The organism is Ideonella azotifigens (genome assembly GCF_021043325.1).
Taxonomy (GTDB): Bacteria; Pseudomonadota; Gammaproteobacteria; order Burkholderiales; family Burkholderiaceae_C; genus Ideonella; species Ideonella azotifigens.
Genome location: NZ_JAJNKD010000003.1, coordinates 204,681 through 224,683, shown reverse-complemented (window position 1 = coordinate 224,683; position 20,003 = coordinate 204,681). Strand labels below are relative to the sequence as shown.

The 20,003-nt window shown below is 67.4% G+C and carries 20 protein-coding genes and 1 pseudogene; 9 read left to right on the top strand and 12 right to left on the bottom strand.

The genetic code is table 11. The features are described 5' to 3' along the window. Positions 1-65: 65 nt before the first annotated feature. The 3 genes from LRH25_RS09140 to LRH25_RS09130 all read right to left on the bottom strand — a co-directional run bounded on the left by LRH25_RS09140 (position 66) and on the right by LRH25_RS09130 (position 2,885). Complete coding sequence (locus LRH25_RS09140) at positions 66-1,373, bottom strand: hypothetical protein (RefSeq protein ID WP_141290642.1); 1,308 nt, start codon at positions 1,371-1,373, stop codon at positions 66-68. A gap of 2 nt (positions 1,374-1,375) precedes the next feature. Further along, positions 1,376-1,714: a hypothetical protein gene (locus LRH25_RS09135; protein WP_141290640.1), complete on the bottom strand. Its 339-nt coding sequence runs from the start codon at positions 1,712-1,714 to the stop codon at positions 1,376-1,378. 142 nt (positions 1,715-1,856) lie between these two features. After that, complete coding sequence (locus LRH25_RS09130; protein ID WP_231011018.1) at positions 1,857-2,885, bottom strand: LacI family DNA-binding transcriptional regulator; 1,029 nt, start codon at positions 2,883-2,885, stop codon at positions 1,857-1,859. A gap of 217 nt (positions 2,886-3,102) precedes the next feature. Between LRH25_RS09130 and LRH25_RS09125 the strand changes: the two genes are divergently transcribed. Together LRH25_RS09125 and LRH25_RS09120 are read left to right on the top strand one after the other, a co-directional pair. Beyond that, a complete protein-coding gene (locus tag LRH25_RS09125; protein ID WP_141290337.1) occupies positions 3,103-4,260 on the top strand; it encodes an L-talarate/galactarate dehydratase in 1,158 nt (385 codons plus the stop codon). A gap of 35 nt (positions 4,261-4,295) precedes the next feature. Further along, positions 4,296-5,264, top strand: coding sequence for a Bug family tripartite tricarboxylate transporter substrate binding protein (locus LRH25_RS09120; RefSeq protein ID WP_141290336.1), 969 nt, complete (start codon positions 4,296-4,298; stop codon positions 5,262-5,264). Here the strand turns inward: LRH25_RS09120 and LRH25_RS09115 are convergent. Then, complete coding sequence (locus tag LRH25_RS09115) at positions 5,251-6,192, bottom strand: LysR family transcriptional regulator (RefSeq protein WP_231011017.1); 942 nt, start codon at positions 6,190-6,192, stop codon at positions 5,251-5,253. The genes LRH25_RS09120 and LRH25_RS09115 overlap by 14 nt on opposite strands. 77 nt (positions 6,193-6,269) lie before the next feature. Here LRH25_RS09115 and LRH25_RS09110 point away from each other — a divergent pair, with 77 nt between their 5' ends. Together LRH25_RS09110 and LRH25_RS09105 are read left to right on the top strand one after the other, a co-directional pair. Further along, complete coding sequence (locus LRH25_RS09110; RefSeq protein ID WP_231011016.1) at positions 6,270-7,463, top strand: MFS transporter; 1,194 nt, start codon at positions 6,270-6,272, stop codon at positions 7,461-7,463. A gap of 33 nt (positions 7,464-7,496) precedes the next feature. Then, positions 7,497-8,546, top strand: coding sequence for an aldo/keto reductase (locus tag LRH25_RS09105; RefSeq protein ID WP_141291063.1), 1,050 nt, complete (start codon positions 7,497-7,499; stop codon positions 8,544-8,546). A 13-nt stretch (positions 8,547-8,559) separates the two neighbouring features. Here LRH25_RS09105 and LRH25_RS09100 read toward each other — a convergent pair whose 3' ends face one another. Beyond that, on the bottom strand, positions 8,560-9,276 hold the full coding sequence (locus tag LRH25_RS09100) for a CerR family C-terminal domain-containing protein (RefSeq protein WP_141291062.1): 717 nt from the start codon (positions 9,274-9,276) through the stop codon (positions 8,560-8,562). 75 nt (positions 9,277-9,351) lie between these two features. Here LRH25_RS09100 and LRH25_RS09095 point away from each other — a divergent pair, with 75 nt between their 5' ends. From LRH25_RS09095 to LRH25_RS09085, 3 genes are read left to right on the top strand one after another with little or no spacing between them, the layout of a single operon-like run. Continuing rightward, positions 9,352-10,446, top strand: a complete 1,095-nt coding sequence (locus tag LRH25_RS09095) for an HlyD family secretion protein (RefSeq protein WP_375142165.1) — start codon at positions 9,352-9,354, stop codon at positions 10,444-10,446. After that, positions 10,439-12,055, top strand: a complete 1,617-nt coding sequence (locus tag LRH25_RS09090) for an MDR family MFS transporter (RefSeq protein ID WP_141291361.1) — start codon at positions 10,439-10,441, stop codon at positions 12,053-12,055. The genes LRH25_RS09095 and LRH25_RS09090 overlap by 8 nt, the downstream gene beginning before the upstream one ends. Positions 12,056-12,078: 23 nt before the next feature. Next, the gene (locus tag LRH25_RS09085; protein ID WP_231011015.1) at positions 12,079-13,533 is read left to right on the top strand and encodes an efflux transporter outer membrane subunit; all 1,455 of its coding nucleotides are present in this window, start codon (positions 12,079-12,081) and stop codon (positions 13,531-13,533) included. 90 nt (positions 13,534-13,623) lie between these two features. Here LRH25_RS09085 and LRH25_RS09080 read toward each other — a convergent pair whose 3' ends face one another. The 4 genes from LRH25_RS09080 to LRH25_RS09065 all read right to left on the bottom strand — a co-directional run bounded on the left by LRH25_RS09080 (position 13,624) and on the right by LRH25_RS09065 (position 14,960). Further along, positions 13,624-13,911, bottom strand: a complete 288-nt coding sequence (locus tag LRH25_RS09080) for a DUF6881 domain-containing protein (RefSeq protein ID WP_211361421.1) — start codon at positions 13,909-13,911, stop codon at positions 13,624-13,626. Positions 13,912-14,036: 125 nt separating this feature from the next. Continuing rightward, entirely contained in the window at positions 14,037-14,336 is a 300-nt protein-coding gene (locus LRH25_RS09075; RefSeq protein ID WP_141288378.1) for a hypothetical protein, read from the bottom strand. A 26-nt stretch (positions 14,337-14,362) separates the two neighbouring features. Beyond that, a complete protein-coding gene (locus LRH25_RS09070) occupies positions 14,363-14,764 on the bottom strand; it encodes a type II toxin-antitoxin system MqsA family antitoxin (protein WP_141288379.1) in 402 nt (133 codons plus the stop codon). Positions 14,765-14,807: 43 nt separating this feature from the next. Next, on the bottom strand, positions 14,808-14,960 hold the full coding sequence (locus LRH25_RS09065; RefSeq protein ID WP_141288380.1) for a type II toxin-antitoxin system MqsR family toxin: 153 nt from the start codon (positions 14,958-14,960) through the stop codon (positions 14,808-14,810). A gap of 133 nt (positions 14,961-15,093) precedes the next feature. Between LRH25_RS09065 and LRH25_RS09060 the strand changes: the two are divergent. Continuing rightward, positions 15,094-15,524, top strand: a pseudogene (locus LRH25_RS09060) (DUF1801 domain-containing protein). Positions 15,525-15,580: 56 nt separating this feature from the next. Here the strand turns inward: LRH25_RS09060 and LRH25_RS09055 are convergent. Together LRH25_RS09055 and LRH25_RS09050 are read right to left on the bottom strand one after the other, a co-directional pair. After that, positions 15,581-16,471, bottom strand: coding sequence for a haloalkane dehalogenase (locus LRH25_RS09055; RefSeq protein ID WP_141288381.1), 891 nt, complete (start codon positions 16,469-16,471; stop codon positions 15,581-15,583). 175 nt (positions 16,472-16,646) lie between these two features. Next, positions 16,647-17,054: a DoxX family protein gene (locus tag LRH25_RS09050; protein WP_141288382.1), complete on the bottom strand. Its 408-nt coding sequence runs from the start codon at positions 17,052-17,054 to the stop codon at positions 16,647-16,649. Positions 17,055-17,147: 93 nt separating this feature from the next. On the opposite strand from LRH25_RS09050, the gene LRH25_RS09045 reads away from it, so the two are divergent. Then, positions 17,148-17,552, top strand: a complete 405-nt coding sequence (locus LRH25_RS09045; RefSeq protein ID WP_141288383.1) for a winged helix-turn-helix transcriptional regulator — start codon at positions 17,148-17,150, stop codon at positions 17,550-17,552. Between the two features lie 295 nt (positions 17,553-17,847). Here LRH25_RS09045 and LRH25_RS09040 read toward each other — a convergent pair whose 3' ends face one another. Then, a complete protein-coding gene (locus LRH25_RS09040; RefSeq protein ID WP_170200921.1) occupies positions 17,848-19,767 on the bottom strand; it encodes a carboxypeptidase-like regulatory domain-containing protein in 1,920 nt (639 codons plus the stop codon). Positions 19,768-20,003 lie beyond the last annotated feature (236 nt).

Genomic DNA, 20,003 nt, shown 5'->3' with positions numbered 1-20,003 from the left:
GCGAGAGCGGTCAACAGCGAAGGCTGGAATTTAGCTGCGAATGCCGCGCAGCCGCACCGGCAGATTCAATGGTGCGTCCGCGCGGCGTTGGCCACCATGGTGCGCAGCGCCGCCAGCGGTTCGCCTTCGGCCCCCAGCTGATCGGCCAGGTCACAGAAGCGTTGTGTCTCGTCCAGGCACAGCGGCATGGCCAGCTCCGACCGCAGCGCCTGCAGCTGTTCGGCCAGGCTCGGCCACGGCACCAGGCGCAATGCAAAACGCATGGCGTTGGACAGGCCTGCTTCGACCCGGTCGACCCTGGGCGCGAACTGCGCGTAGGCCGCGTCCACCAACACGCCGGCCGTGGCCAGCTGCGCCTCGCTGAAGCCGTCGCCCCAGGCCCACCTGGCCAGCAGCAGCTTGAGGAAGCTTGCCACCATCGCAGCGCGGGCCGCGTTGGCCACCGGTGGCAGCAAGAGCTGCGCAGAGGCCATGGTACGAAGGTCCGCGCCGGCGTGGCAGGCAACGGTGGCCGTGCCTCGGCAACGGTCCATCAGCGCCACCACCTGGGTCAGCAGCACCAGTTCCTGCAGGTAGCGCCCGGTGTCGGGCGAATCGCCTCGGTCCTGTTGCATCACGGCTTGCGTGGCCGCCAGCAGCAACTCGGCGGCAAACATGTCGGCCGAGGCTTCGCACTGCAGCTGGTCCAGGCCGACCATCGAGCTGCCGCGCTCGGCCAGCGCGAGCTGGCGAATCTCGTTTTTCAGGCCGGCCGGGTAGTGCACGGCCTGGGCCAGGGCCACGTCGATAAAACCGAGCGCGCGCGTGTCGGAGAACAGCAGGCGCTGGCCGCTTTGCTGGCGGCGCGCCGCCTCCACATGGCCCAGCTCGTGCAGCAGGCCGTAGAACCACACGGCCATGTAGGCCTCGCCCTTGCGCTCCTGTTCCAGCACCAGGGTTTGGTCGCCATCGTCCAGCCAGATGCCTTTGCCAACGATGGATTTCAGGAAGGCGTGGACCGCGAAGTCGACATGGCCACGGCGCAGCGCGAACTCGGCCATCAGCTTCAGGGCCAGTTGCTCGGCGCATTCGTCGGCCACTTGCTGCAGCGAGGGCTCCGAGAACACGCGCCTGACACAGGCCGAGAGCGAGAGGTGGCGCCGGCTGTAGACGACCGGGCAAGGGCTGAGGCCCGGCAGCGAAAACAGCTCGGGCGAGCCGAGGTCCAGCCAGTACAGGTCGAAGCTCCCGGCGCCCAGCCGGCGCTCGACCAGGTCCAGCACCAGGCCCATCGGCGAACCGGGCGCCGGCTGGTGCAGGAAGAAGCGGGCTCGCGGCCCCAGCTCAATGGCCAGCACCGCCTCGGCCTGGGCCCGCCGAGCGGCGCTGGCCATGCTCAGGCCGCCGAGTTGCTGCGGGCTTCCAGGGACTTGTCGATCGACTTGCGCAGCCGCTCGATGTCCTCTGCGCTCGGGTTCTCGATCTCGACGTCGCCGATCTTGATCTTCTTGACCTGGCGCCGCGTCACCAGGTCCTTGATGAAGCCCAGGATGTGCGGCAGCGCCAGCACCGCGACATTGGCGATCGCCAGCCAGGTCTGGGAGTTGCCGTCGAAGTTCTTGCGCTCGGTCAACGCGCTTTCGCTGCCGGGCTGCGCGGCGACCTCACGGTGAAAGGCCGTGATGGCTTCTTTCGGTCCGCTGAGCACCAGCAGTTCGCTCTGTGATTCGGTCATGCACGCTCCTCCGGGAAGCCACGCCACAGCCAGAACTTCAGGCTGCGCGGATTACAGCGGAATGCCGCCCACAGCGCCACCCCGAGCAGTGCCACGTCACAGGACTGAGGGACAGCGCGGCGTCACCTGCGCCACCCATGGCTCACGCGCCGCCGGTGGACTCGCGCTCGACGATGCAAAAGCCGACGTCGATCACCGGCTGGGCCGGGGTTTCGCCGCGGCAGCGGGCCAGCAGCAACTCGGCGGCCTGGCGGCCGATGGCGGGGCCGTCGACCTGCACGGTGGTCAGCGAAGGCGCCATGTGCGCGGCGAAGTCCGCGTCCCCAAAACCGCAGACGGCCAGGTCCTGCGGCACGCGCAGGCCGCGCACCGCGGCTTCGGTCAGCACGCCTTGCGCAAGCTGATCGGAGCTGCAGTAGATGGCGCGCACGCCAGGCGACTTTTGCAGCAGTTCACCCAAAGCGCGCCGGCCCAGCGCCAGGCTGCTGGGCGCCGGCACCACCACCGTGGGCACCTCGCGCCCGATGACGGAGAGAAAGCCTTCGCGCCGGACCGAGGCGCGTTGATCGTCACCGGTCGCAATGCCGACCTGCTGCCAGCCCTTGGCCAGGAAATAGCCGGCGACCGCGGCACCCACCTTGAGGTGTGAGAAGCCGACCATCATGTCCACCGGCCGCTCGCTCAGGTCCCAGATCTCGACCACCGGCGTGCCGAGCCGGCGCAGTTGCTCGCGCGCCTTGGGCGAATGCACCAGCCCGGCGAAGACGATGCCGTCTGGCCGGCGGCTGGCCAATGTGTTCACCAGCGCTTCTTCGCGTGCATGGTCGTAGCCGCTCTGGCCGAGGATCAGTTGATAGCCGGCAGCGGCCAGGGTTTCGGTGAGCGTCTGCACCGTGGGCAGGAACTGCGCGACCGAGATGGCTGGCACCAGCGCCGCCACCGTCATGCTGCGGCGTGACTTCAGACCGCCAGCCAGCAGGTTCGGGATGTAGCCTGTCGCCTCGACGGCCTGACGCACCTTCGCGATGGTCTTCTCGGACACCAGGTCCGGGTTGCCCAGCGCGCGAGACGCGGTGATCAGCGAGACGCCTGCCGAGCGCGCGACGTCGTGCAGCGTGGCGGCACGCGGCGAGGCGGGCGCGGCGTCGGGAGTGGAAGAGGCGTTGGGCATGGCAGCAGCGTGAGACGGCCGCATTGTCCGACACGTTCGACGGGTCGCTTGACGCATCAAAATGACAACGTTACCATTTTCCAATCGAGCGCTCCAGCATCCGGCTCCGGCTTCACGGCACCGGTGCCATTGAACCGATGGTACGGGTAGCAACCGGAATATCGGTTGCGGCTCGCTCAAAAATGACAACGTTACCAATTTCAACCGCCTCCAACCCATGAACGCTTCAGCTTCTCCTGCCTTGGCCGCCGACGACCGCATCGCCTGGCTGCGTGTCTCTTCCTGCTACCTGCCGCTGGCCACGCCCATCAGCGACGCCAAGGTGCTGACCGGCCGGCAAAAGCCAATGACCGAGGTGGCGATGCTGTTCGTCGAGGTGCAGACCGAACAGGGCGCCGAAGGCCTGGGCTTCAGCTACTCTAAGCGGGCCGGCGGACCGGGGCAGTTCGCCCATGCCCGCGAGATTGCGCCGGCCTTGCTGGGCGAAGACCCGAGCGACATCGGCAAGCTGTGGGACAAGCTCTGCTGGGCCGGTGCTTCGGTGGGCCGCAGCGGCCTGTCGACGCAGGCCATCGGTGCGTTCGACGTGGCGCTGTGGGACCTCAAGGCGCGCCGCGCCGGCCTGCCGCTGGCCAAGCTGCTGGGCGCACACCGCGACTCGGTGCGCTGCTACAACACCTCGGGCGGCTTCCTGCACACCCCACTGGAACAGCTGCTGGTGAACGCCGCGGCCTCGGTGGAACGCGGCATCGGCGGCATCAAGCTGAAGGTCGGCCAGCCGGACCGCGCGCTGGACATCCGCCGCGTGGAAGCCGTGCGCAAGCACCTGGGCGACGGCGTGCCCATCATGGTGGACGCCAACCAGCAATGGGACCGGCCGACCGCGCAGCGCATGTGCCGCATCTTCGAGTCATTCGACCTGGTGTGGATTGAGGAACCTCTTGACGCCTACGACCACGAAGGCCACGCCGCGCTGGCCGCCGCGTTCGACACGCCGATTGCCACCGGCGAGATGCTGACCAGCGCCGCCGAGCACGGCGACCTGATCCGCCACCGCGCGGCCGACTACCTGATGCCTGACGCGCCGCGCGTGGGCGGCATCACGCCCTTCCTGAAGGTGGCGGCGCAGGCCGATCATGCCGGCCTGATGCTAGCGCCGCACTTCGCGATGGAGCTGCACGTGCACCTGGCCGCGGCCTACCCGCGCGAACCCTGGGTCGAACATTTCGACTGGCTGGAGCCGTTGTTCAACGAACGGCTGGAGATAGCGCGCGGCCGCATGCGGGTGCCCAAGCGGCCGGGCCTGGGCATCAGCCTGAGCGAGCAGGCACGGGCCTGGACGAGGGAAAGCGCCGAAGTCGGCCAGCGCACCTGATTCACCCGAACACACAACGAACGGAGACACACCGCATGACCCTCAAGCACACCTTTGCCGGCCTGCTGCTCGGCCTGTCCGCCTGCATCGCCCCCGCTTCGGCCGCCTGGCCGGACAAACCCGTCACGCTGCTGGTGCCCTTCCCGCCCGGCGGCTCGACCGACAACATCGCCCGCCTGCTCGGTGCGCAGCTGCAGCAAAGCCTGGGCGCGACCTTCGTGGTCGACAACAAGGCCGGTGCCGCCGGCACCATCGGCGCGGGCCAGGCCAAGCGCGCGGCGCCGGACGGCTACACGCTGCTGGTCGCGTCGCTGGGGCCGTTCGTGATCGCGCCGCACCTGCAGAAGGGCGTGAGCTACGACGCGCTGAAGGACTTCGACTACATCACCGTGGCCGTGCAGTCGCCCAACGTGCTGGCGGTGCCGGTGAACTCGCCGTTCAAGAGCGTGGCCGAGGTCATTGCCTACGAGAAGGCCCATCCCGGCAAGATGACCTTTGCCTCGGCCGGCAACGGCACCAGCGACCACCTCACCGCCGAGCTGTTCTGGCAGCAGACGGCCACCGAGGCGGTGCATGTGCCCTACAAGGGCGGCGCGCCAGCCATGTCCGACCTGATCGGCGGCCAGGTGGACGCGACCTTCATGAACGTCAACACCGCCGTGCCGCACATCAAGGCCGGCAAGCTGCGCGCGCTGGCCATCACCAGCACGCAACGCTCACCGGTGCTGCCGCAGGTGCCGACGATGACCGAGCTGGGCCTGCCCGGCGTCACCGTCTATTCCTGGCAGGCCGTGGCCGCACCCAAGGGCCTGCCGGCAGACATCAAGACCAGGCTGCGCGACGGCATCGTCAAGGCACTCAACGACCCGCAGGTCAAGGCCAGCCTGCTGGACGTGGGCTTCGAGATCGTCGCCAACACGCCCGAGCAGTTCACCGCCTTCCAGGCGACCGAATTCGCGCGCTGGAAGAAGGTGATCGACACCGGGCACATCACCGCGGATTGAGCGGCGGCTTCGTCGTGAAGCGAGGGTCGCAGCCAACGTGCTCGACCAGGAAGGCCAGCACCGCGCGCACCCGCGCCGGCAGGCGCTCGCTGCGGCCCAGATAGACGGCGTGGATGGGCGCGCGCTCATCGGGGTTGAAGCGCTCCAGCACCGGCACCAGCGTGCCGGCGTCCAGGTCGTGCTGGATGTGGTACCGGGACAGGCGCGCCAGACCGGCGCCGGCCAGCGCGAGATTTCGCAGGGTCTCGCCGTCGCTCGCGCGGATGCGCCCGCGCACCGGCACGTCCAGCGGCTTGCCTGCAACCAGCAGCGGCCAGTCCGGCATGCGGCGGCGGTAGCTGAAGTCCAGCAGGTGGTGCGCGGCCAGGTCCGCGGGCGTTTGCGGCGTGCCGCGCTCGGCCAAGTAGGCCACTGAGCCGACGATGACCTGGCCGGTTTCGCCGAGCCGGCGCGCCACCAGGTCGGACGCCGGCAGCGGGCCCCAGCGGATCGCGATGTCGGCGCGCTCGTCCATCAGGTCGATCACACGGTCGGTCAGCGCCACGTCCAGCGAGAGCTGCGGATGCTGCGCCAGGAACCTGGGCACCAGCGGCACCAGCACATGGGTGCCGAACGAAACGCTGGTGTTGACCGTGACGCGGCCACGCGGCTCGGCGTCGGCCCCTGCCGCGCGCTCGGCCTCGTCCATGTCCGCCAGCACCTGCACCGCGCGCTCGTAGAACTGCTGGCCTTCGGCGCTGAGCTGCAGCTTGCGTGTGGAGCGGTGCACCAGCTGCGTGCCCAGCCGGGCTTCGAGCCGGCCGACCAGCTTGCTGATCGCCGAAGGCGTCATGCCCAGCACCCGGGCCGCGGCCGAGAAGCCACCGCGCTCGACCACCTGCACAAAGGCTTCCATTTCGCCGGAGCGGTTGACGTCAATGCGTGGCATGTGAATTCAAGTCACAGCTGATGGTCCATGCGGCATTCTAGTCACCGACCGAAAAGCCGCGCACAGTGCGGCCCATCATGCCAATCGCTCTTCTTGCCCTGACCGCCGGTGCCTTTGGCATCGGCACCACCGAGTTCGTCATCATGGGCCTGCTGCTGCAGGTCTCGGCGGACCTTCATGTCACCGTCGCCGGCGCCGGCCTGCTGATTTCCGGCTATGCGCTGGGCGTGGCCGTTGGCGCGCCGCTGCTGACGCTGGCCACCCGCAGCCTGCCACGCAAGACCGTGCTGCTGGCGCTGATGGCCATCTTCACGCTGGGCAACCTGGCCTGCGCGCTGGCGCCAGGCTACGGCTGGCTGATGGCCGCGCGGGTGCTCACCGCGCTGGCGCACGGCACCTTCTTCGGCGTCGGCTCGGTGGTCGCCACCGGCCTGGTGCCGCCGCAGCGCCGCGCCTCGGCCATCGCCATCATGTTCACCGGGCTGACCGCCGCCACGCTGCTGGGCGTGCCGGCCGGCGCGTGGCTGGGCCTGCAACTGGGCTGGCGCGCGACCTTCTGGGCCGTGACCGTGATCGGCATGCTGGCCTTTGCGGTGATCGCGATCTTCGTGCCGGCCAAGGCGGGCGAGGAAGAGAACGCCGAGCCGGTGAAGCTGCGCGACGAGGTCGCTGTGCTGGCCCGCCCGCAGGTGCTGCTGGGCCTGGCGATGACGGTGCTGGGCTTTGCCGGCGTCTTCGCGCTGTTCACCTACATCCAGCCGCTGCTGACGCAGGTCACCGGCGTGTCGGACGCCACCGTCTCTGCCCTGCTGCTGGTCTTCGGCGGCGGCCTGGCGGCCGGCAACCTGCTGGGTGGCAAGCTAGCCGACCGGGCGCTGATGCCCGCGGTGCTGGGCAGCCTGGCCGCGCTGGCCGTGGTGCTGCTGGCCATGCCGCTGTTCATCGACAACGCCATCGCCGTCACCGGCTTCATCGCGGTGTTTGGCGTGGCCGCTTTCGCCACCGTCGCGCCGCTGCAGATGCGCGTGCTGGAGCAGGCCGCCGGCGCCGGCCAGAACCTGGCCGCCAGCCTGAACATCGCCGCCTTCAACCTCGGCAATGCGCTGGGCGCCTGGCTGGGCGGCGTGGCGCTGACGCACGGCCCCGGCCTGCGCTCGCTGGGCGGCGTGGCCGCGCTGCTGACGCTGGCCGGCCTGGCGCTGGCGCTGGTCAGCCGCCGGCTGGAACAGCGCAGCCGGCCGGTCTCAACGCAGCTCTCGCGCGCGGCCTGAACAACATCTTTTCCCCTCATTCAGGAACCTCAAATGGAACACCGCTTTCTCGGCAACTCCGGCTTCAAAGTGCCGGCCCTCGGTTTTGGCGCCGGCACCTTCGGCGGCCAGGGCCCGCTGTTCAGCGCCTGGGGCAACACCGACGTGGACGGCGCACGCCGCATCGTCGACATCTGCCTGGACGCTGGCGTCAACCTGTTCGACACGGCTGACGTCTACTCGAACGGCGCGTCCGAAGCCATCCTCGGCGCCGCGCTGAAGGGCCGGCGCCACCAGGCCATCCTGTCGACCAAGCTCTCGCTGCGCAGCGGCGACGGCCCGAACGACACCGGCTCGTCGCGCCACCACCTGATCGAAGGCGTGGAGGCCGCGCTGAAGCGGCTGGACACCGAGCACATCGACATCCTGCAGCTGCATGCCTTCGACGCGATGACGCCGGTCGAGCAGGTGCTGCGCACGCTGGATGACCTGGTGCGCAGCGGCAAGGTGCGTTACCTGGGCGTGTCCAACTTCGCCGGCTGGCAGCTGATGAAGTCGCTCGCCGCGTCCGAGCGCCTGGGGTTGCAACGCTACGTGGCCAACCAGGCCTACTACTCGCTGATCGGCCGGGACTACGAGCATGAACTGATGCCGCTGGGCGCGGACCAGGGCGTGGGCGCCATCGTCTGGAGCCCGCTGGGCTGGGGCCGCCTGACCGGCAAGATCCGCCGCGGCCAACCCTTGCCCGAAGGCAGCCGCCTGCACGAGACCGCCGGCTTCGCGCCGCCGGTGGACGATGAGCGCCTCTACCGGGTGATCGACGCGATGGGCGAAGTGGCCGAGGAAACCGGCAAGACGCTGCCGCAGATCGCCCTCAACTGGCTGCTGCAGCGGCCCACGGTCAGCAGCGTGCTGATTGGCGCACGCACCGAGGAACAGCTGAAGCAGAACCTCGGTGCGCTGGGCTGGCAACTGAGTGCGGCGCAGATGGAAAAGCTCAACACCGCCAGTGCGACCACACCGCCCTATCCGCACTACCCGTACTGGAACGGCATGTTTGCCGAGCGTGCGCCGGTGCTGGCGCTTCAGGGCGGCAACCCCTGAGCTTGGACGGGCGCTACGGCGCCCAGCTGTCGATCAGGGCCCGCGTCTGCTCGCGCACCGTCTGCTTGAGCAGCGCCAGGTGCTCGCCATCCAGCTGCACCCAGCCGAGCGACTGCAGCGCGGTCTTCGGCACCACGTGGAAGACCAGCAGTTGCCCCTGTGCTGTCATCATGCGCAGCAGGGTCAGCGGATCGTTGGCGGGCCGGCCACTGAGGCGGGCCACCACCTCGGCCGCAGCCCGCTTCAGGCGCTGCTTGCCCGGGCCTTCCTGCACTTCGGCCAGCGCACCGCGGCCGGCTTGGTCCTGGGCGATGAACAGGCGGCGGTGCTGGGCTTCATCGCTGAGCAGCAGGCGGTCTGCCGTCGCGTCCTGCATCAGGAAAAACGCTTCCATCAGCGTCTCGCGTGATGCCTGGGGGTCCGCCAGCGCAGCTTCCATCGCCGCCAGTGCGGGTGCGAAATGCGCCTCCGCGCTGCAGGACAGGTCTGCCATGCAGGCCTTGTAGAGGCCTTCCTTGCTGTCGAAGTAGTACTGCAGCGCAGGTGCATTGACGCCGGCCAGGCGCGCGATGTCGCGCGTGGAGGCGCCTTCGTAACCCCGCTCGCCAAACAGCCGGATGGCCGCGTCGATCAGCCGCTGGCGCGTTTCCTCGCCGCGCGCGTAGCCCCCGTCGGCGCGGTGCCGGGGACGGACCGTGTCGTGGGGTGCAGGGGCTTCAGGCTTGGCCATCTTCAAAAATATACCAGTTGACAGATTTCTTCCATCTGGAAAAAATCTATCAACCGTACGAATTTGGAGTTCCGCATGTCCTCGCCTGACCAGCCCAAGCCGGCCGCCGCCTCGAAACCGCCGAGAAAGATGCGCGGCCGCGCGGTGGCCTGGGTGTTCGGCGTGGGCGTGCTGCTGGCCGGTGGCGCCTGGGGCCTGCACTGGTGGCAGGTGGGCCGCTACATCGAAAGCACCGACGACGCCTACCTGAAGGCTGACGCGGTGGTCGTCACGCCCAAGGTCGGCGGCTACGTGGCCGAGGTGCTGGTGCAGGCCAACCAGGTGGTGCAGCAAGGCACGCCATTGGTTCGGCTGGACCGGCGCCAGTACGAGGCGCTGTTCGACCAGGCCAAGGCCCAGCTCGAAGCCCGCGAAGCCGACCTGCAGCGGGTGAAGGCCGAGCTGGTGCAGCAGCAGGCGCAGATCGAGCAGGCCCAGGCGCAGGAAACCGTGGCCAGCCTGGCCGAGCGCCATGCGCGCGATGAGGTCGCACGCTACGCGCCGCTGGTCCCCACCGGCGCCGCCACCGAAGAACGGCTGGCGGAGTTGCGCAACACGCTGGAACAGGCCCAGGCCAGCCTCGTGTCTGCCAGCGCGGCGCTGAAGGCCGCGCGCAGCAAGCTCAGCACCAGCCAGGCCCAGGTGGCGCAGGCCGAGGCCCAGTCCCGCGCGGCCGAGGCCTCGCGCCGGCAGAGCACGCTGGACGTGGACGACACGCTGCTGCGCAGCGCGCAGGCCGGTCGCGTGGGCGACCTTTCCGTGCGCGTCGGCCAGTTCGCCCAGCCGGGCACTCGGCTGATGAGCATCGTGCCGGTGCAACAGACCTACCTGGTGGCGAACTTCAAGGAGACCCAGATCGGCCGCATGCAGGCCGGCCAGCCGGTGAAGCTGCATGTGGACGCGTGGCCAGGCGAGACGCTGCGCGGCGTGGTCGAAAGCTTCTCGCCGGGCACCGGCGCGCAGTTCGCACTGCTACCGCCGGAAAACGCCACCGGCAACTTCACCAAGATCGTCCAGCGCGTGCCGGTGCGCATACGGCTGGACGTGGACGCGGCCCAGCGCGCCCGCCTGCTGCCCGGCCTGTCGGTGACGGCAGATGTGGACACCCGCGGAGCAGCGGACCATGGCTGAAGCCACGGCCGACAACCCGCCAACAGCGAGCACGCCCAGCACCGCCGCGCCAGCCCGTGAACCCAACGCCAGCCTGAACGACTGGATCGCCGTGACCGCCGGCGCTTTGGGCGCGCTGATGGCGGTGCTGGACATTTCCATCACCAACTCGGCGCTGCCTCAGGTGCAAGGCGCCATTGGCGCCACTGGCACCGAAGGCACCTGGATCTCCACCGGCTATTTGATGGCCGAGATCGTCGTCATCCCGCTGTCGGCCTGGCTCACGCGCGTGTTCGGGCTGCGCAATTTCCTGGTCGGCGTGGCGCTGCTGTTCACGCTGTTCTCGGCACTGTGCGGCTTCTCCACTAGCCTGGGCATGCTGATCTTCGCCCGCATCGGCCAGGGGCTGACCGGCGGCGCGATGATCCCCACCGCGCAGACCATCGTGCGCACCCGGCTGCCGCGCCACCAGTTGCCCGCCGGCATGACGCTGTTCGGCCTCACGGTGCTGCTCGGCCCGCTGCTGGGCCCGGTCATCGGCGGCTGGCTGACCGAGAACATCAGCTGGCACTGGTGCTTTTTCATCAACGTGCCGATCTGCGTGGGCCTGGTCGGGCTGCTGCTGTGGGGGTTGCCGGCCGACCGCGCGCAGCTGCGCGAATTCCTCGGCGCGGACTGGCTGGGCATCGCCGGCCTGGCGTTGGGCCTGAGCACGCTCACCGCGGTGCTGGAGGAAGGCCAGCGCGAGCGCTGGTTCGAGTCCGACCTCATCATCCTGCTGAGCCTGGCGTCGGCCATCGGCATGGTGATGGTGGCGCTCTCGCAGCGGCTGGCTGCGCGGCCCATCCTGCGGCTGAGCCTGATGCGCAACAAGAGCTACGCCAGCGTGATCTTCATTGTCTTCACCGTCGGCGCGGCGTTCTACGGCGTGTCCTACCTGGTGCCGCAGTTCCTGGCGCAGATCTCGGGTTACAACGCACAGCAGGCCGGCGCGGTGATGCTGCTCAGCGGCATCCCGGCCATCCTGATGATGCCGATGCTGCCGCGCCTGCTAGGGCGCATGCACTATTCGGTGCTGGTCATCGCCGGCCTGCTCCTGATCTTCGGCAGCTGCTGGCTGGACAGCAGCCTCACCGCCAGGAGCGCCGCGGACGACTTCACCTGGTCGCAACTCTTGCGCGGCCTGGGCCAGATCCTGGCCATGATGCCGCTGAACCAGGCCGCGATGGCCTCGGTGGCGCGCGAAGAGTCGGGCGACGCCGCCGGCCTCTACAACATGGCGCGCAACCTCGGCGGCTCGGTCGGCCTGGCCTTGATCGGCACCTTCATCGACCGGCGCGATGCCTTCCACGTCGACGTGATCAACAGCTCGGTGAGTGCCAATGCCGAGATCACGCAGTCGCGCATGGCCGCCAGTGCCGCCGGCCACCTGGCCCAGGTTGGCGACTTCGCCCATGCCCAGCTTCAGGCCCTGGCCGAGCTGGCTGGCCAGATCAGGCTGGAGGCGCTGGTCATGACTTACTCCGAAACCTTCTACGCGCTGGGCCTGGTGATGCTGCTGTGCGTGCCGCTGGCCTTGCTGATCAAAACGCCGCGTGCGCCCGCACCCGCCACCGAATCAGCACATTGAGGCACCTTTTCAGAAAGAACGCGATGCCGCTTCGACTGCTGCCTTTCCTTCCGCGCGCCGTGGCCCTGGCCACCGCGCTGCTGCTCGCCGCCTGCACCACCGTCGGCCCGGACTACGCTGGCGCGCCGGCGTTGCCATCTGCCACGCCCGGCCCGCTGGTGCGTGCCGCGCAGGCCGGCGCGCGCAGCGACGCGCCCGCCGCCGCATCCTGGTGGCGCAGCCTCGGCGACAACACGCTGGACACACTGGTCGACCATGCGCTGGCCAACAGCCCCGACCTGCGCGCCGCCCAAGCCCGCCTGCGCCAGGCCCGCGCCACGCTGGCGCAGCAGCAGGCCAACGGCCAGCCCAAAGGCTCGGCCAGCGCGCTCGCACTGGGCCTGAGCAGCGCGCCGGACACAGCGGCCTCACAAGACCTGCACTTCTACAACGTGGGCTTCGACGCCAGCTGGGAGATCGACCTGTTCGGTGGCACCCGCCGCGCGGTGGAAGCCGCGGAAGCGCTGTCCGGCCAGGTGCAGGCCGAGCTCGCCGATGCCCAGGTCTCGCTGGCCGCCGAGGTCGTGCAGGCCTACGCCGAACTGCGCGCCAGCCAGCAGCGCGCGCTGCTGTCGCGCGAGGCCGCCGCATTGGACGCACAGTCGCTGGCACTGACCCGCCAACGCCAGGAACGCGGCGTGGCCAACATGCTGGACGTGGAGCGCCTGCTCAGCCGCAACCAGGCCACGCAACGCAGCGCGCAGGAAGCTGAAGGCGCCGTCACCGAAGCGCTGGACCGGCTGGCGCTGCTGTGCGGCCAGGCGCCCGGCACGCTGGACCCGCAGTTGGCCGCACCGGCCGCGCTGCCGCAGGTGCCGCGCGAAGTGGCGGTTGGCGATGTCACCGCACTGCTGCAGCACCGCCCGGACATCCGCGCCGCCGAGCGCCGCCTGGCTGCCAGCACCGCGCAGATCGGCCAGCAGCAGGCCGGCTACTTCCCCAAGCTCAGCCTGCTGGGCGACATCGGCCTGGGCGCCACAGACCCCGACCAGTTGCTCAGGCAAGGCAGCCTGGTGCTGCTGGGCGCGCCCTACCTGTCGTGGAACGTGCTGGACTTCGGCCGCACCGCAGCCGCCGTACGCAAGGCCGAAGCCGGCCGGGACGAAGCGCAAGCGAGGTACGAGTCCACCGTGCTGCAAGCCCTGCGCGACGCCAACGTGGCCCTGACCCGCTACGGCCACCAACGCGAATCGCTGCGCAGCCTGCTCGCCCAGCAAGCCTCCGCCGAACGCAGCCTGAAGCTCACCACCCAGCGCCGCCAAGCCGGCACCGCCAGCCAGCTGGACCTTCAGGACGCCCAGCGCACTCTGCTCGGCGTCCGCCGCGACATCCTGGCCGCCGAAGCCACCCTGCTGCAGGACTTTGCAGCGTTGCACAAGAGTTTGGGGCTGGGGTGGGAGGCTGATGCCGACGCAGTTGCCAAGGCGCCGGCTGACTGAGCGACCAATACACCGTCCATTGCCGCAACGACCGGCACACAGCGAGTGCGCCAGTGTCCGCCGCATGGCGTGAGGTGTGAGTCGCTGCGTTCAATCATCAGCAGCGGGCACATGCAGACGCCACAGCGCCTCGAAAACGGATTCGTCGATCAAGGTCCCGCGAAACTCTGGATCTTGATTGATCTCTGCCAAGGGAGGCACTTCCATTTGGCCGAGCTCGGTCCCTGAACTTGCCTGACGTTCATTCGCGAAGCCAACGGCGCCGCTACGGAAAAACTCCAGCTTGCGCGTCTCATACCGTTGCGCGTCAAGTTCCGAGACAAGGCGAACCGGTGAATCGGCCAGTTCGTGGAGCCAAAGCACATCGATGTATTCCACAGGACCTCATCAGAGAAAAACGGGGTCAGCGCAATGTTGCTCATGTTCCCGCCGGGGCGGCCTGACGCAAAGCAGCGGGTTCAGGGACGACGACCTCACCGTATGGCCCAGATTGCGACGGCCGTTCAACGCGAGGCGTAGAACATGCCCACGCCGACCGCGATTGCAAAAACAATCATCACCGCGCCCATGCCGATCGTCCAGGTCGCATCGTCGCGCACGTCATCCGTGGCCGTCGACCACAGCCGCTCCGCGATGGCCGGCCCGCCAATCAGGCCGACGAGCGCACCGATCAGTGCGCACCATCGCACCGGTCCATGAATCGACCAATGATCGAGGCCATGACGACCCAACAGGTCGAAGCCCAGGTAAAGCATGGCGCCTGCTGCCGCACCCAGCAGAGTCGAATAGACACGGCTCAGCATCCCCGCCCCTTCCACTTTCCGCTCAATCAGTTCGCCCTGACCTCGTCCAGCAAGTCAGGATGTCGGTCCAGAATCTTCAGCAATTGCACCAGTGCCAGTGGCGGTCGGGTCTTGCCTCGCTCGTAGCGGGAAAAGGCATTGATGCCTCCGCCGAACAGTTCACCCGCTTCGCGCTGACCCAACTCCAGCTTCTTGCGCACCTGCGCGATGTAGGTGGGCGACACGTAGGCGGCGTTCACCTGCTGGCGAAACTGTGCAGTCAACGCGCCATAGCGGTCGTCTGCGCCACGATCCAGCACAAGCTCGCCGCAGGCCGGGCAATGGTCACCTGCAACGGCGGGAATCAGGGTCGTTGCTGCTTTGTACGTGTACGGGACATCTCGTGTGTCGTGCACCAGTTCAGCGGCGCCACAGTTCGGGCATTTCATGATGATCGGCGTGAGTCGTCATGCTCTTGTAAAAGTGAGTCGATTACAGACTGAGCACCACTTCGCACATGGCGGCCAATGTGGAGATGCCCAGTTCACCGGCACCATCCATCGCCGAACGGGTGGCCCTCACCTTGTCGGCGCGGACGAGCGCATGTACAAGCTTCAACTTGCAATGAGGTCTGCCTTTCTCCATTTGAAAATTCTAACCTAGTTGGTTATTTTTCTGACAGCGGAAATTCACAGTCTGATCCGCCAGGATGCCTGGCGCAGGCGTGCCACTGCGATCCAATCGGAAGTGGCCGAAGGTCTCGTCGCGGCTTTCGTTCATGCCTGACAGTGCAGCGAAGCCCAAGGCCATGACGCGAACCCTGCTCTCCGGCGGCAACCCACAAATTGCCAAGGCCGATGGCGATGCGCCGGTGCAGGCGTACATCGAGGCCATGCCGGGTTGGAAGCGGGACATCGGGCAGCTGCTTAATGCGTTGGTCATGCAGCAGGTGCCGCATGCGCGCAAGGCCGTGAAGTGGAACTCGCCGTTCTATGGCGTCGAAGGCCAGGGTGGTTCCTGGCGTTTCATGTGTTTGCGCGGTTTGTGAAGGTGAGTTTCTTCAAGGGCACCTCATTGCAGCCGATACCGCCCGGCGGTACCGGCAAGGACGCGCGCTGGATCGACGTTCATGAGGATGATTTCGATGAGGTGCAGCTGGCGGCGTGGATTCAGCAAGCGGCCGGCATGCCGGGCTGGGGCAAGTCGTAGCGGGGCTGTGCGGCTGCGCATTTTGGAAGCGCTCGGTGCCAGACCGGACCCTGGTGTCAGCTGCGCAAACGGCGCACGAAAGCGGCAATCGCCTCTCCCACTTCATCCGGCGAGGTCTCTTGGAGGTAGTGGCCGCCCTTGACCGTGACTTCGGTCTGGTTGGGCCAGGTTTTCACAATGTCGTACAGACGGCTCGTCAGGAGATAGCCGGGTTCGGACCGGATCAGTAGCTTGGGGACCTCGCTCTGGCCGAGCCAACGCGCATAGTCCTCCGCGATCTCGACGGTGTGCGCAGGCTGTCCTTCGAGCGGCAGGTCGAACGAGATCAGGGGCCGTCGATCCTCTCCGGGATGGAGAAAGGGAGCCCGATAGTGAGCCCTCTCTGCTGCGGTGAAGTCGCGGGCGCCCAGCAGAAAGCCTTCAAGGAAATCCAGGCCTTGCAAACTGGCCTCCAGCCCTTCTGGCGTCATGTGCTTGAGTTGCGCCTGCACATGCTCGGGGAAATCGGAGACCAGCAACGGGGACACGATGGATTCCATGTAGACGATGCCCTGGACACGCTCACGATGCTGGTTCGCCCAGTCGAAACCAAACATGGACCCGGTGTCGTGCAGGACGAGGATCACCTCATCGCCAAGATCCAGCGCGTCCCACAGCCCATGCAGATACTTGCGCTGCTCGCTGAAGCTGTAGCGTGACGCACCCAGCGCCGGGTCGAGCTTGTCGGAATCGCCCATGCCCATGAAGTCGGCGGCAATCAAGCGCCCCAGCCCCTTCAAGTGAGGCATGACGTTGCGCCAAAGGTAGGACGATGTCGGGTTGCCGTGCTGAAAGATGATGGGCGGGCCTTCGCCCTCGTCGATGTAGGCCATCTTGTGCCCGTGAATGCCGAGGTACTTCTTGGCCGCGAACGGCTGCTCCGAGGATCTGGCTTGGTATGACGTCATGTTTTTCTCCGTTGATTGGGCTGTTGGGTTGCGGTCGCAGTTCAGCGTGCGGCGTCGATGACCATCCCGCCATCGGTGACGTCGCAGCGCATGCCGAGCGCCGTGCCGCCGTCAGCCTTGATGTCGGCGACGAAGGCATCAATGTTTTCCCGCGTCAGCGACAGGACTGCCCGCTTCAGTTGGGCGATGCCTGGATCACCGCTACAGGCGCGTAGGGTGAGGGAAGTTCGCGAGCGGCGTTCTGCGTCGCGAAGGAGCCGACCAGCAGCAGCAGTCCGGCGGCAGCCGGGATTGCGCCTTTGGGCTTGCGAACACCGAGGTGCGCCAGCCCGGACAGGATCAGGTGGTAGAAGATGCCGGCGTAGGCCAGGTCACTGAGCGCCACGTTGAAACGCCAAAGAATCGCGGCAGGCCCCAAGACCTTGACCGCGATCATGAAAGGCATGAGGTGAGCGGCCGAGTAGCCAAGGTCCGCCTGCGCCTTTCGCACAAAGTCGCCCTTGGCGATGTACAGGGAGGCGGAAACGAAATACAGCAGCGACAGCAGCGCGGTGCTGATCCAGTAGATGTAGGGGGTGGCCACGGCGTCTTGCCAATCAGCATTCAAGTTCAACATGCAGCAAGAATGTCGACTAAGATAAATATTGACAAGTAGGATGAATAAATGCCTCCTAGTATGGAAAACCTGACTAACGGCGATGGCGAAGTCAACATGCACGAAGAGATGCGCCGCGCATTCGCCCTGCTTTCCGGCAAATGGAAGCTGGAAATCATGTGGCTGTTGAATCAGCGCATGTACCGCTTTGGCGAGTTGCGAAAGGCCATTCCAGGCATCACCCAACACATGCTGACGGCTCAACTTCGCGAAATGGAGGCAGACGGATTGGTGTCGCGCACGGTGTTTGCCGAAGTGCCTCCGCGTGTCGAATATGAAATGACACAAAAGGCTCGCGGGCTTGGCCCGACGATGCAGGCACTGACGGCCTGGTGGAGCGAGCACGGGCAAAGCGTGCCGGTCAAGCCCTCCGCGCGTGGCCGAAAGACCGTAGCACCCAGGTCAAGCCACATCCATCGAACTTAAGCCAAGTCAGCCCTTGTAGGCAAAACGAGGATGAGACTTGACGCGATCAGTTCGGCGAGGTGTGGACCGTCCCGCAATGAATCGCTGGGGGTTGGCGGCGAGGCGAGCCGGGGCATCTTTGACGAGCCCGAGCACATCGCCGACCCGCAGCAGCACAGCGGGCAGCGCGCGCTGCAGGCAAATCCGGTGGATTGTGGTGCTGGGCGGCGCATGGGAAGGAGGCCAGGTCGAAAAGCGCCGCAATGAAAAACGGGGGCGCGAGGCCCCCGTTTTCATTGGCGAGGCCTCGGCTGCCTCAGGGCACGATCGCGAAGATCTGCTGGTTCCAGGTTGCGGCAGGCTTGAGCGGCTGGTCGGCCGGGGAGACCCAGATCGCCAGGCCGCCGCCTGCGTAAAGCGGCTCGTCGGCCAGGTTCACAGGCTGCGACATGACCCGCGTTTCACCGGGCTGCAGCGTGACGCGTTGCGGCACGAAACCGGCCTTCTTGCCAGCGCTGAAGGCGGTGATCTGCAGGAAGCGCGAGTCGCTGTTGGCCACGCTGCCGGTGCGGTCGCTCAGCACGCGGATCCACGCGTCCACGGTCATCGGTGCCGTGGCGTGGTTGGTCAGGCTGTAGCCGATGGTGCAGGCGTCGCCCAGGCGCACGGGGTACTGCACCAGGATCTCGGCCGGCATGCCGTAGCAGGTGGTCACGTCCTGGATGGTGATGCTGCGCGGCTGCGTCTGCACCGGGGCGAGCTTGACCGAGTTGACCGCGTCATAGGCGAAGGCCTGGCTGTAGGCCTGGTCGTAGGCCGAGTCGTCCACCCACACCTGGTAGCGACCAGCCGGCCAGGTGGGCGCGTCCTTGAAGCTGTAGCGGCCGTTGGCCAGCGACTTGGTGCTCAGCGTGGACTGGGCGCACACGGTGTCGGCGTTGTCCCAGCACCAGCGCAGGGTCAGGTGGGCCGAGACCGGCTGGCCGCTGGCGTCGACGATGCTGCCGCTGATGGCACCGGAATCTGCCGCCGTGGCTTTCGCCAGCGTGATGCGGCGGGCCCGCTTCAGCGAAGCGTGCGGTTGCGGCCACAGCGGCGAAGCGGTGCCGGTTTCGGTGATACGCCAGTCGAAGCCGGGGAACATGCCGACCAGCTCGGTGGGATGGTCGGCCAGCGCGGCATACAGCATGGTCGTGCCGGCGATGCCCGAGGGCATGCTGGCCACGCCCAGCGCCTGCTTGACCTTCAGCTTCTCGCCGGGCTGCAGCTCGATGCGCTTGGCCTGGCGGCCGCCCTTGCCGGCGTCCAGCTCGACCGCCTCGATCGCGCCAATCGTCTGCGACACGACGGTGTGGGCCCACACGTCCATGGCGACTGGTGCGCTGGTGGTGTTCTTGACCTGGTAGCTGAACTCGCACTCGCTGCCGGCCTTGATGTAGGTGCAGGCGCTGAAGTCGCTGAAGCCCACGGGCAAGGACGGGGGTTTCAGCTTGAAGTTCAGCGTGACCAGGCCGGCGTCGGGGCCCAGCGTCATGACCTTGGTGTATTTCGGGTCGTGGAAACCGTTGGCCGACATCTTGACCATGTATGAGCCGGTGGGCAGGTCGCCCAGCGGCAGGTAGTAGCTGCCGTCCCGGTCCGAAGCGTAGGCGGAGTTGACGGCCTGGGTGCAACTGGCCGGGTCGCTGCTGGTGCAGGCCAGCAGCGTGACCAGGGCCGAGAAATAGGCCGGCGCGGCGCCGGTGCTGCCGTCCAGCACGGTGCCCACCAGGTAGGCATGCCGCGGCGCGCCAGCGATCATGCGATAGCTGCCGAATTCGGCAGGCAGCCCGTGAAAGGACCAGTCGCCATAGCCAGCAGCGGCGAAGACCAGCTTGCCATCGGCCGGCACCATGCCCATCACGGTCACGTTGTTGGCCGCGGAGACCAGGCAGGTGTTGTCGACAATGCCGGCCATCATGTCGTTGCCAGGCGTGCTGCTGTCGCGCACGACCTCGACTTCCATCCATTTGCCGGGCTTGCCGGTGAACTGGAAGTAGTCGACGTCGCCTTCGGTAATCTGGCCGGTCAGGTCTGCGCCGTTGGACAGCTTGCCCAGCAGCTGCGCGCTGGCGCAGTCGTTGTTGGGCTCGGTTTCAGTCGAGGCCGCGTGGGCGGCGAACGAGGCGGTGGCCATCAACAGGCTGGCGGCCAGCCCGGCCGGGCGGAGGCGGCGAGGGAACGGGAAATACAACATGGTGGCGAGGCTGCAAGAGCTGGGGGAAGTGGCCAGTGTGTTGGCCCACCGCTTGCAAGGCACCCGCCTGGGGCTATGTTTTTTCTTGGTTTTGGGCAAGCGGGGCATCGGAAGCGCCCCGGAGGCAACGGAATGGCAACGCCAGCACCGAGACAGCCCTGTTTCGCGGACTTCTACCGCTGGCGGCTGGTGCGTGCCCAAGCTCGCCGCCGCTGGCGCCAGGAGCCGTGCGGTAC

Bases quoted from the DNA above. Each gene is read 5' to 3' on its own strand.
- LRH25_RS09140 (WP_141290642.1), bottom strand. From the start codon at position 1,373: ATGGCCAGCGCCGCTCGGCGGGCCCAGGCCGAGGCGGTGCTGGCCATT.
- LRH25_RS09135 (WP_141290640.1), bottom strand. From the start codon at position 1,714: ATGACCGAATCACAGAGCGAACTGCTGGTGCTCAGCGGACCGAAAGAA.
- LRH25_RS09130 (WP_231011018.1), bottom strand. From the start codon at position 2,885: ATGCCCAACGCCTCTTCCACTCCCGACGCCGCGCCCGCCTCGCCGCGT.
- LRH25_RS09125 (WP_141290337.1), top strand. From the start codon at position 3,103: ATGAACGCTTCAGCTTCTCCTGCCTTGGCCGCCGACGACCGCATCGCC.
- LRH25_RS09120 (WP_141290336.1), top strand. From the start codon at position 4,296: ATGACCCTCAAGCACACCTTTGCCGGCCTGCTGCTCGGCCTGTCCGCC.
- LRH25_RS09115 (WP_231011017.1), bottom strand. From the start codon at position 6,192: ATGCCACGCATTGACGTCAACCGCTCCGGCGAAATGGAAGCCTTTGTG.
- LRH25_RS09110 (WP_231011016.1), top strand. From the start codon at position 6,270: ATGCCAATCGCTCTTCTTGCCCTGACCGCCGGTGCCTTTGGCATCGGC.
- LRH25_RS09105 (WP_141291063.1), top strand. From the start codon at position 7,497: ATGGAACACCGCTTTCTCGGCAACTCCGGCTTCAAAGTGCCGGCCCTC.
- LRH25_RS09100 (WP_141291062.1), bottom strand. From the start codon at position 9,276: ATGGCCAAGCCTGAAGCCCCTGCACCCCACGACACGGTCCGTCCCCGG.
- LRH25_RS09095 (WP_375142165.1), top strand. From the start codon at position 9,352: ATGTCCTCGCCTGACCAGCCCAAGCCGGCCGCCGCCTCGAAACCGCCG.
- LRH25_RS09090 (WP_141291361.1), top strand. From the start codon at position 10,439: ATGGCTGAAGCCACGGCCGACAACCCGCCAACAGCGAGCACGCCCAGC.
- LRH25_RS09085 (WP_231011015.1), top strand. From the start codon at position 12,079: ATGCCGCTTCGACTGCTGCCTTTCCTTCCGCGCGCCGTGGCCCTGGCC.
- LRH25_RS09075 (WP_141288378.1), bottom strand. From the start codon at position 14,336: ATGCTGAGCCGTGTCTATTCGACTCTGCTGGGTGCGGCAGCAGGCGCC.
- LRH25_RS09070 (WP_141288379.1), bottom strand. From the start codon at position 14,764: ATGAAATGCCCGAACTGTGGCGCCGCTGAACTGGTGCACGACACACGA.
- LRH25_RS09065 (WP_141288380.1), bottom strand. From the start codon at position 14,960: ATGGAGAAAGGCAGACCTCATTGCAAGTTGAAGCTTGTACATGCGCTC.
- LRH25_RS09055 (WP_141288381.1), bottom strand. From the start codon at position 16,471: ATGACGTCATACCAAGCCAGATCCTCGGAGCAGCCGTTCGCGGCCAAG.
- LRH25_RS09045 (WP_141288383.1), top strand. From the start codon at position 17,148: ATGGAAAACCTGACTAACGGCGATGGCGAAGTCAACATGCACGAAGAG.
- LRH25_RS09040 (WP_170200921.1), bottom strand. From the start codon at position 19,767: ATGTTGTATTTCCCGTTCCCTCGCCGCCTCCGCCCGGCCGGGCTGGCC.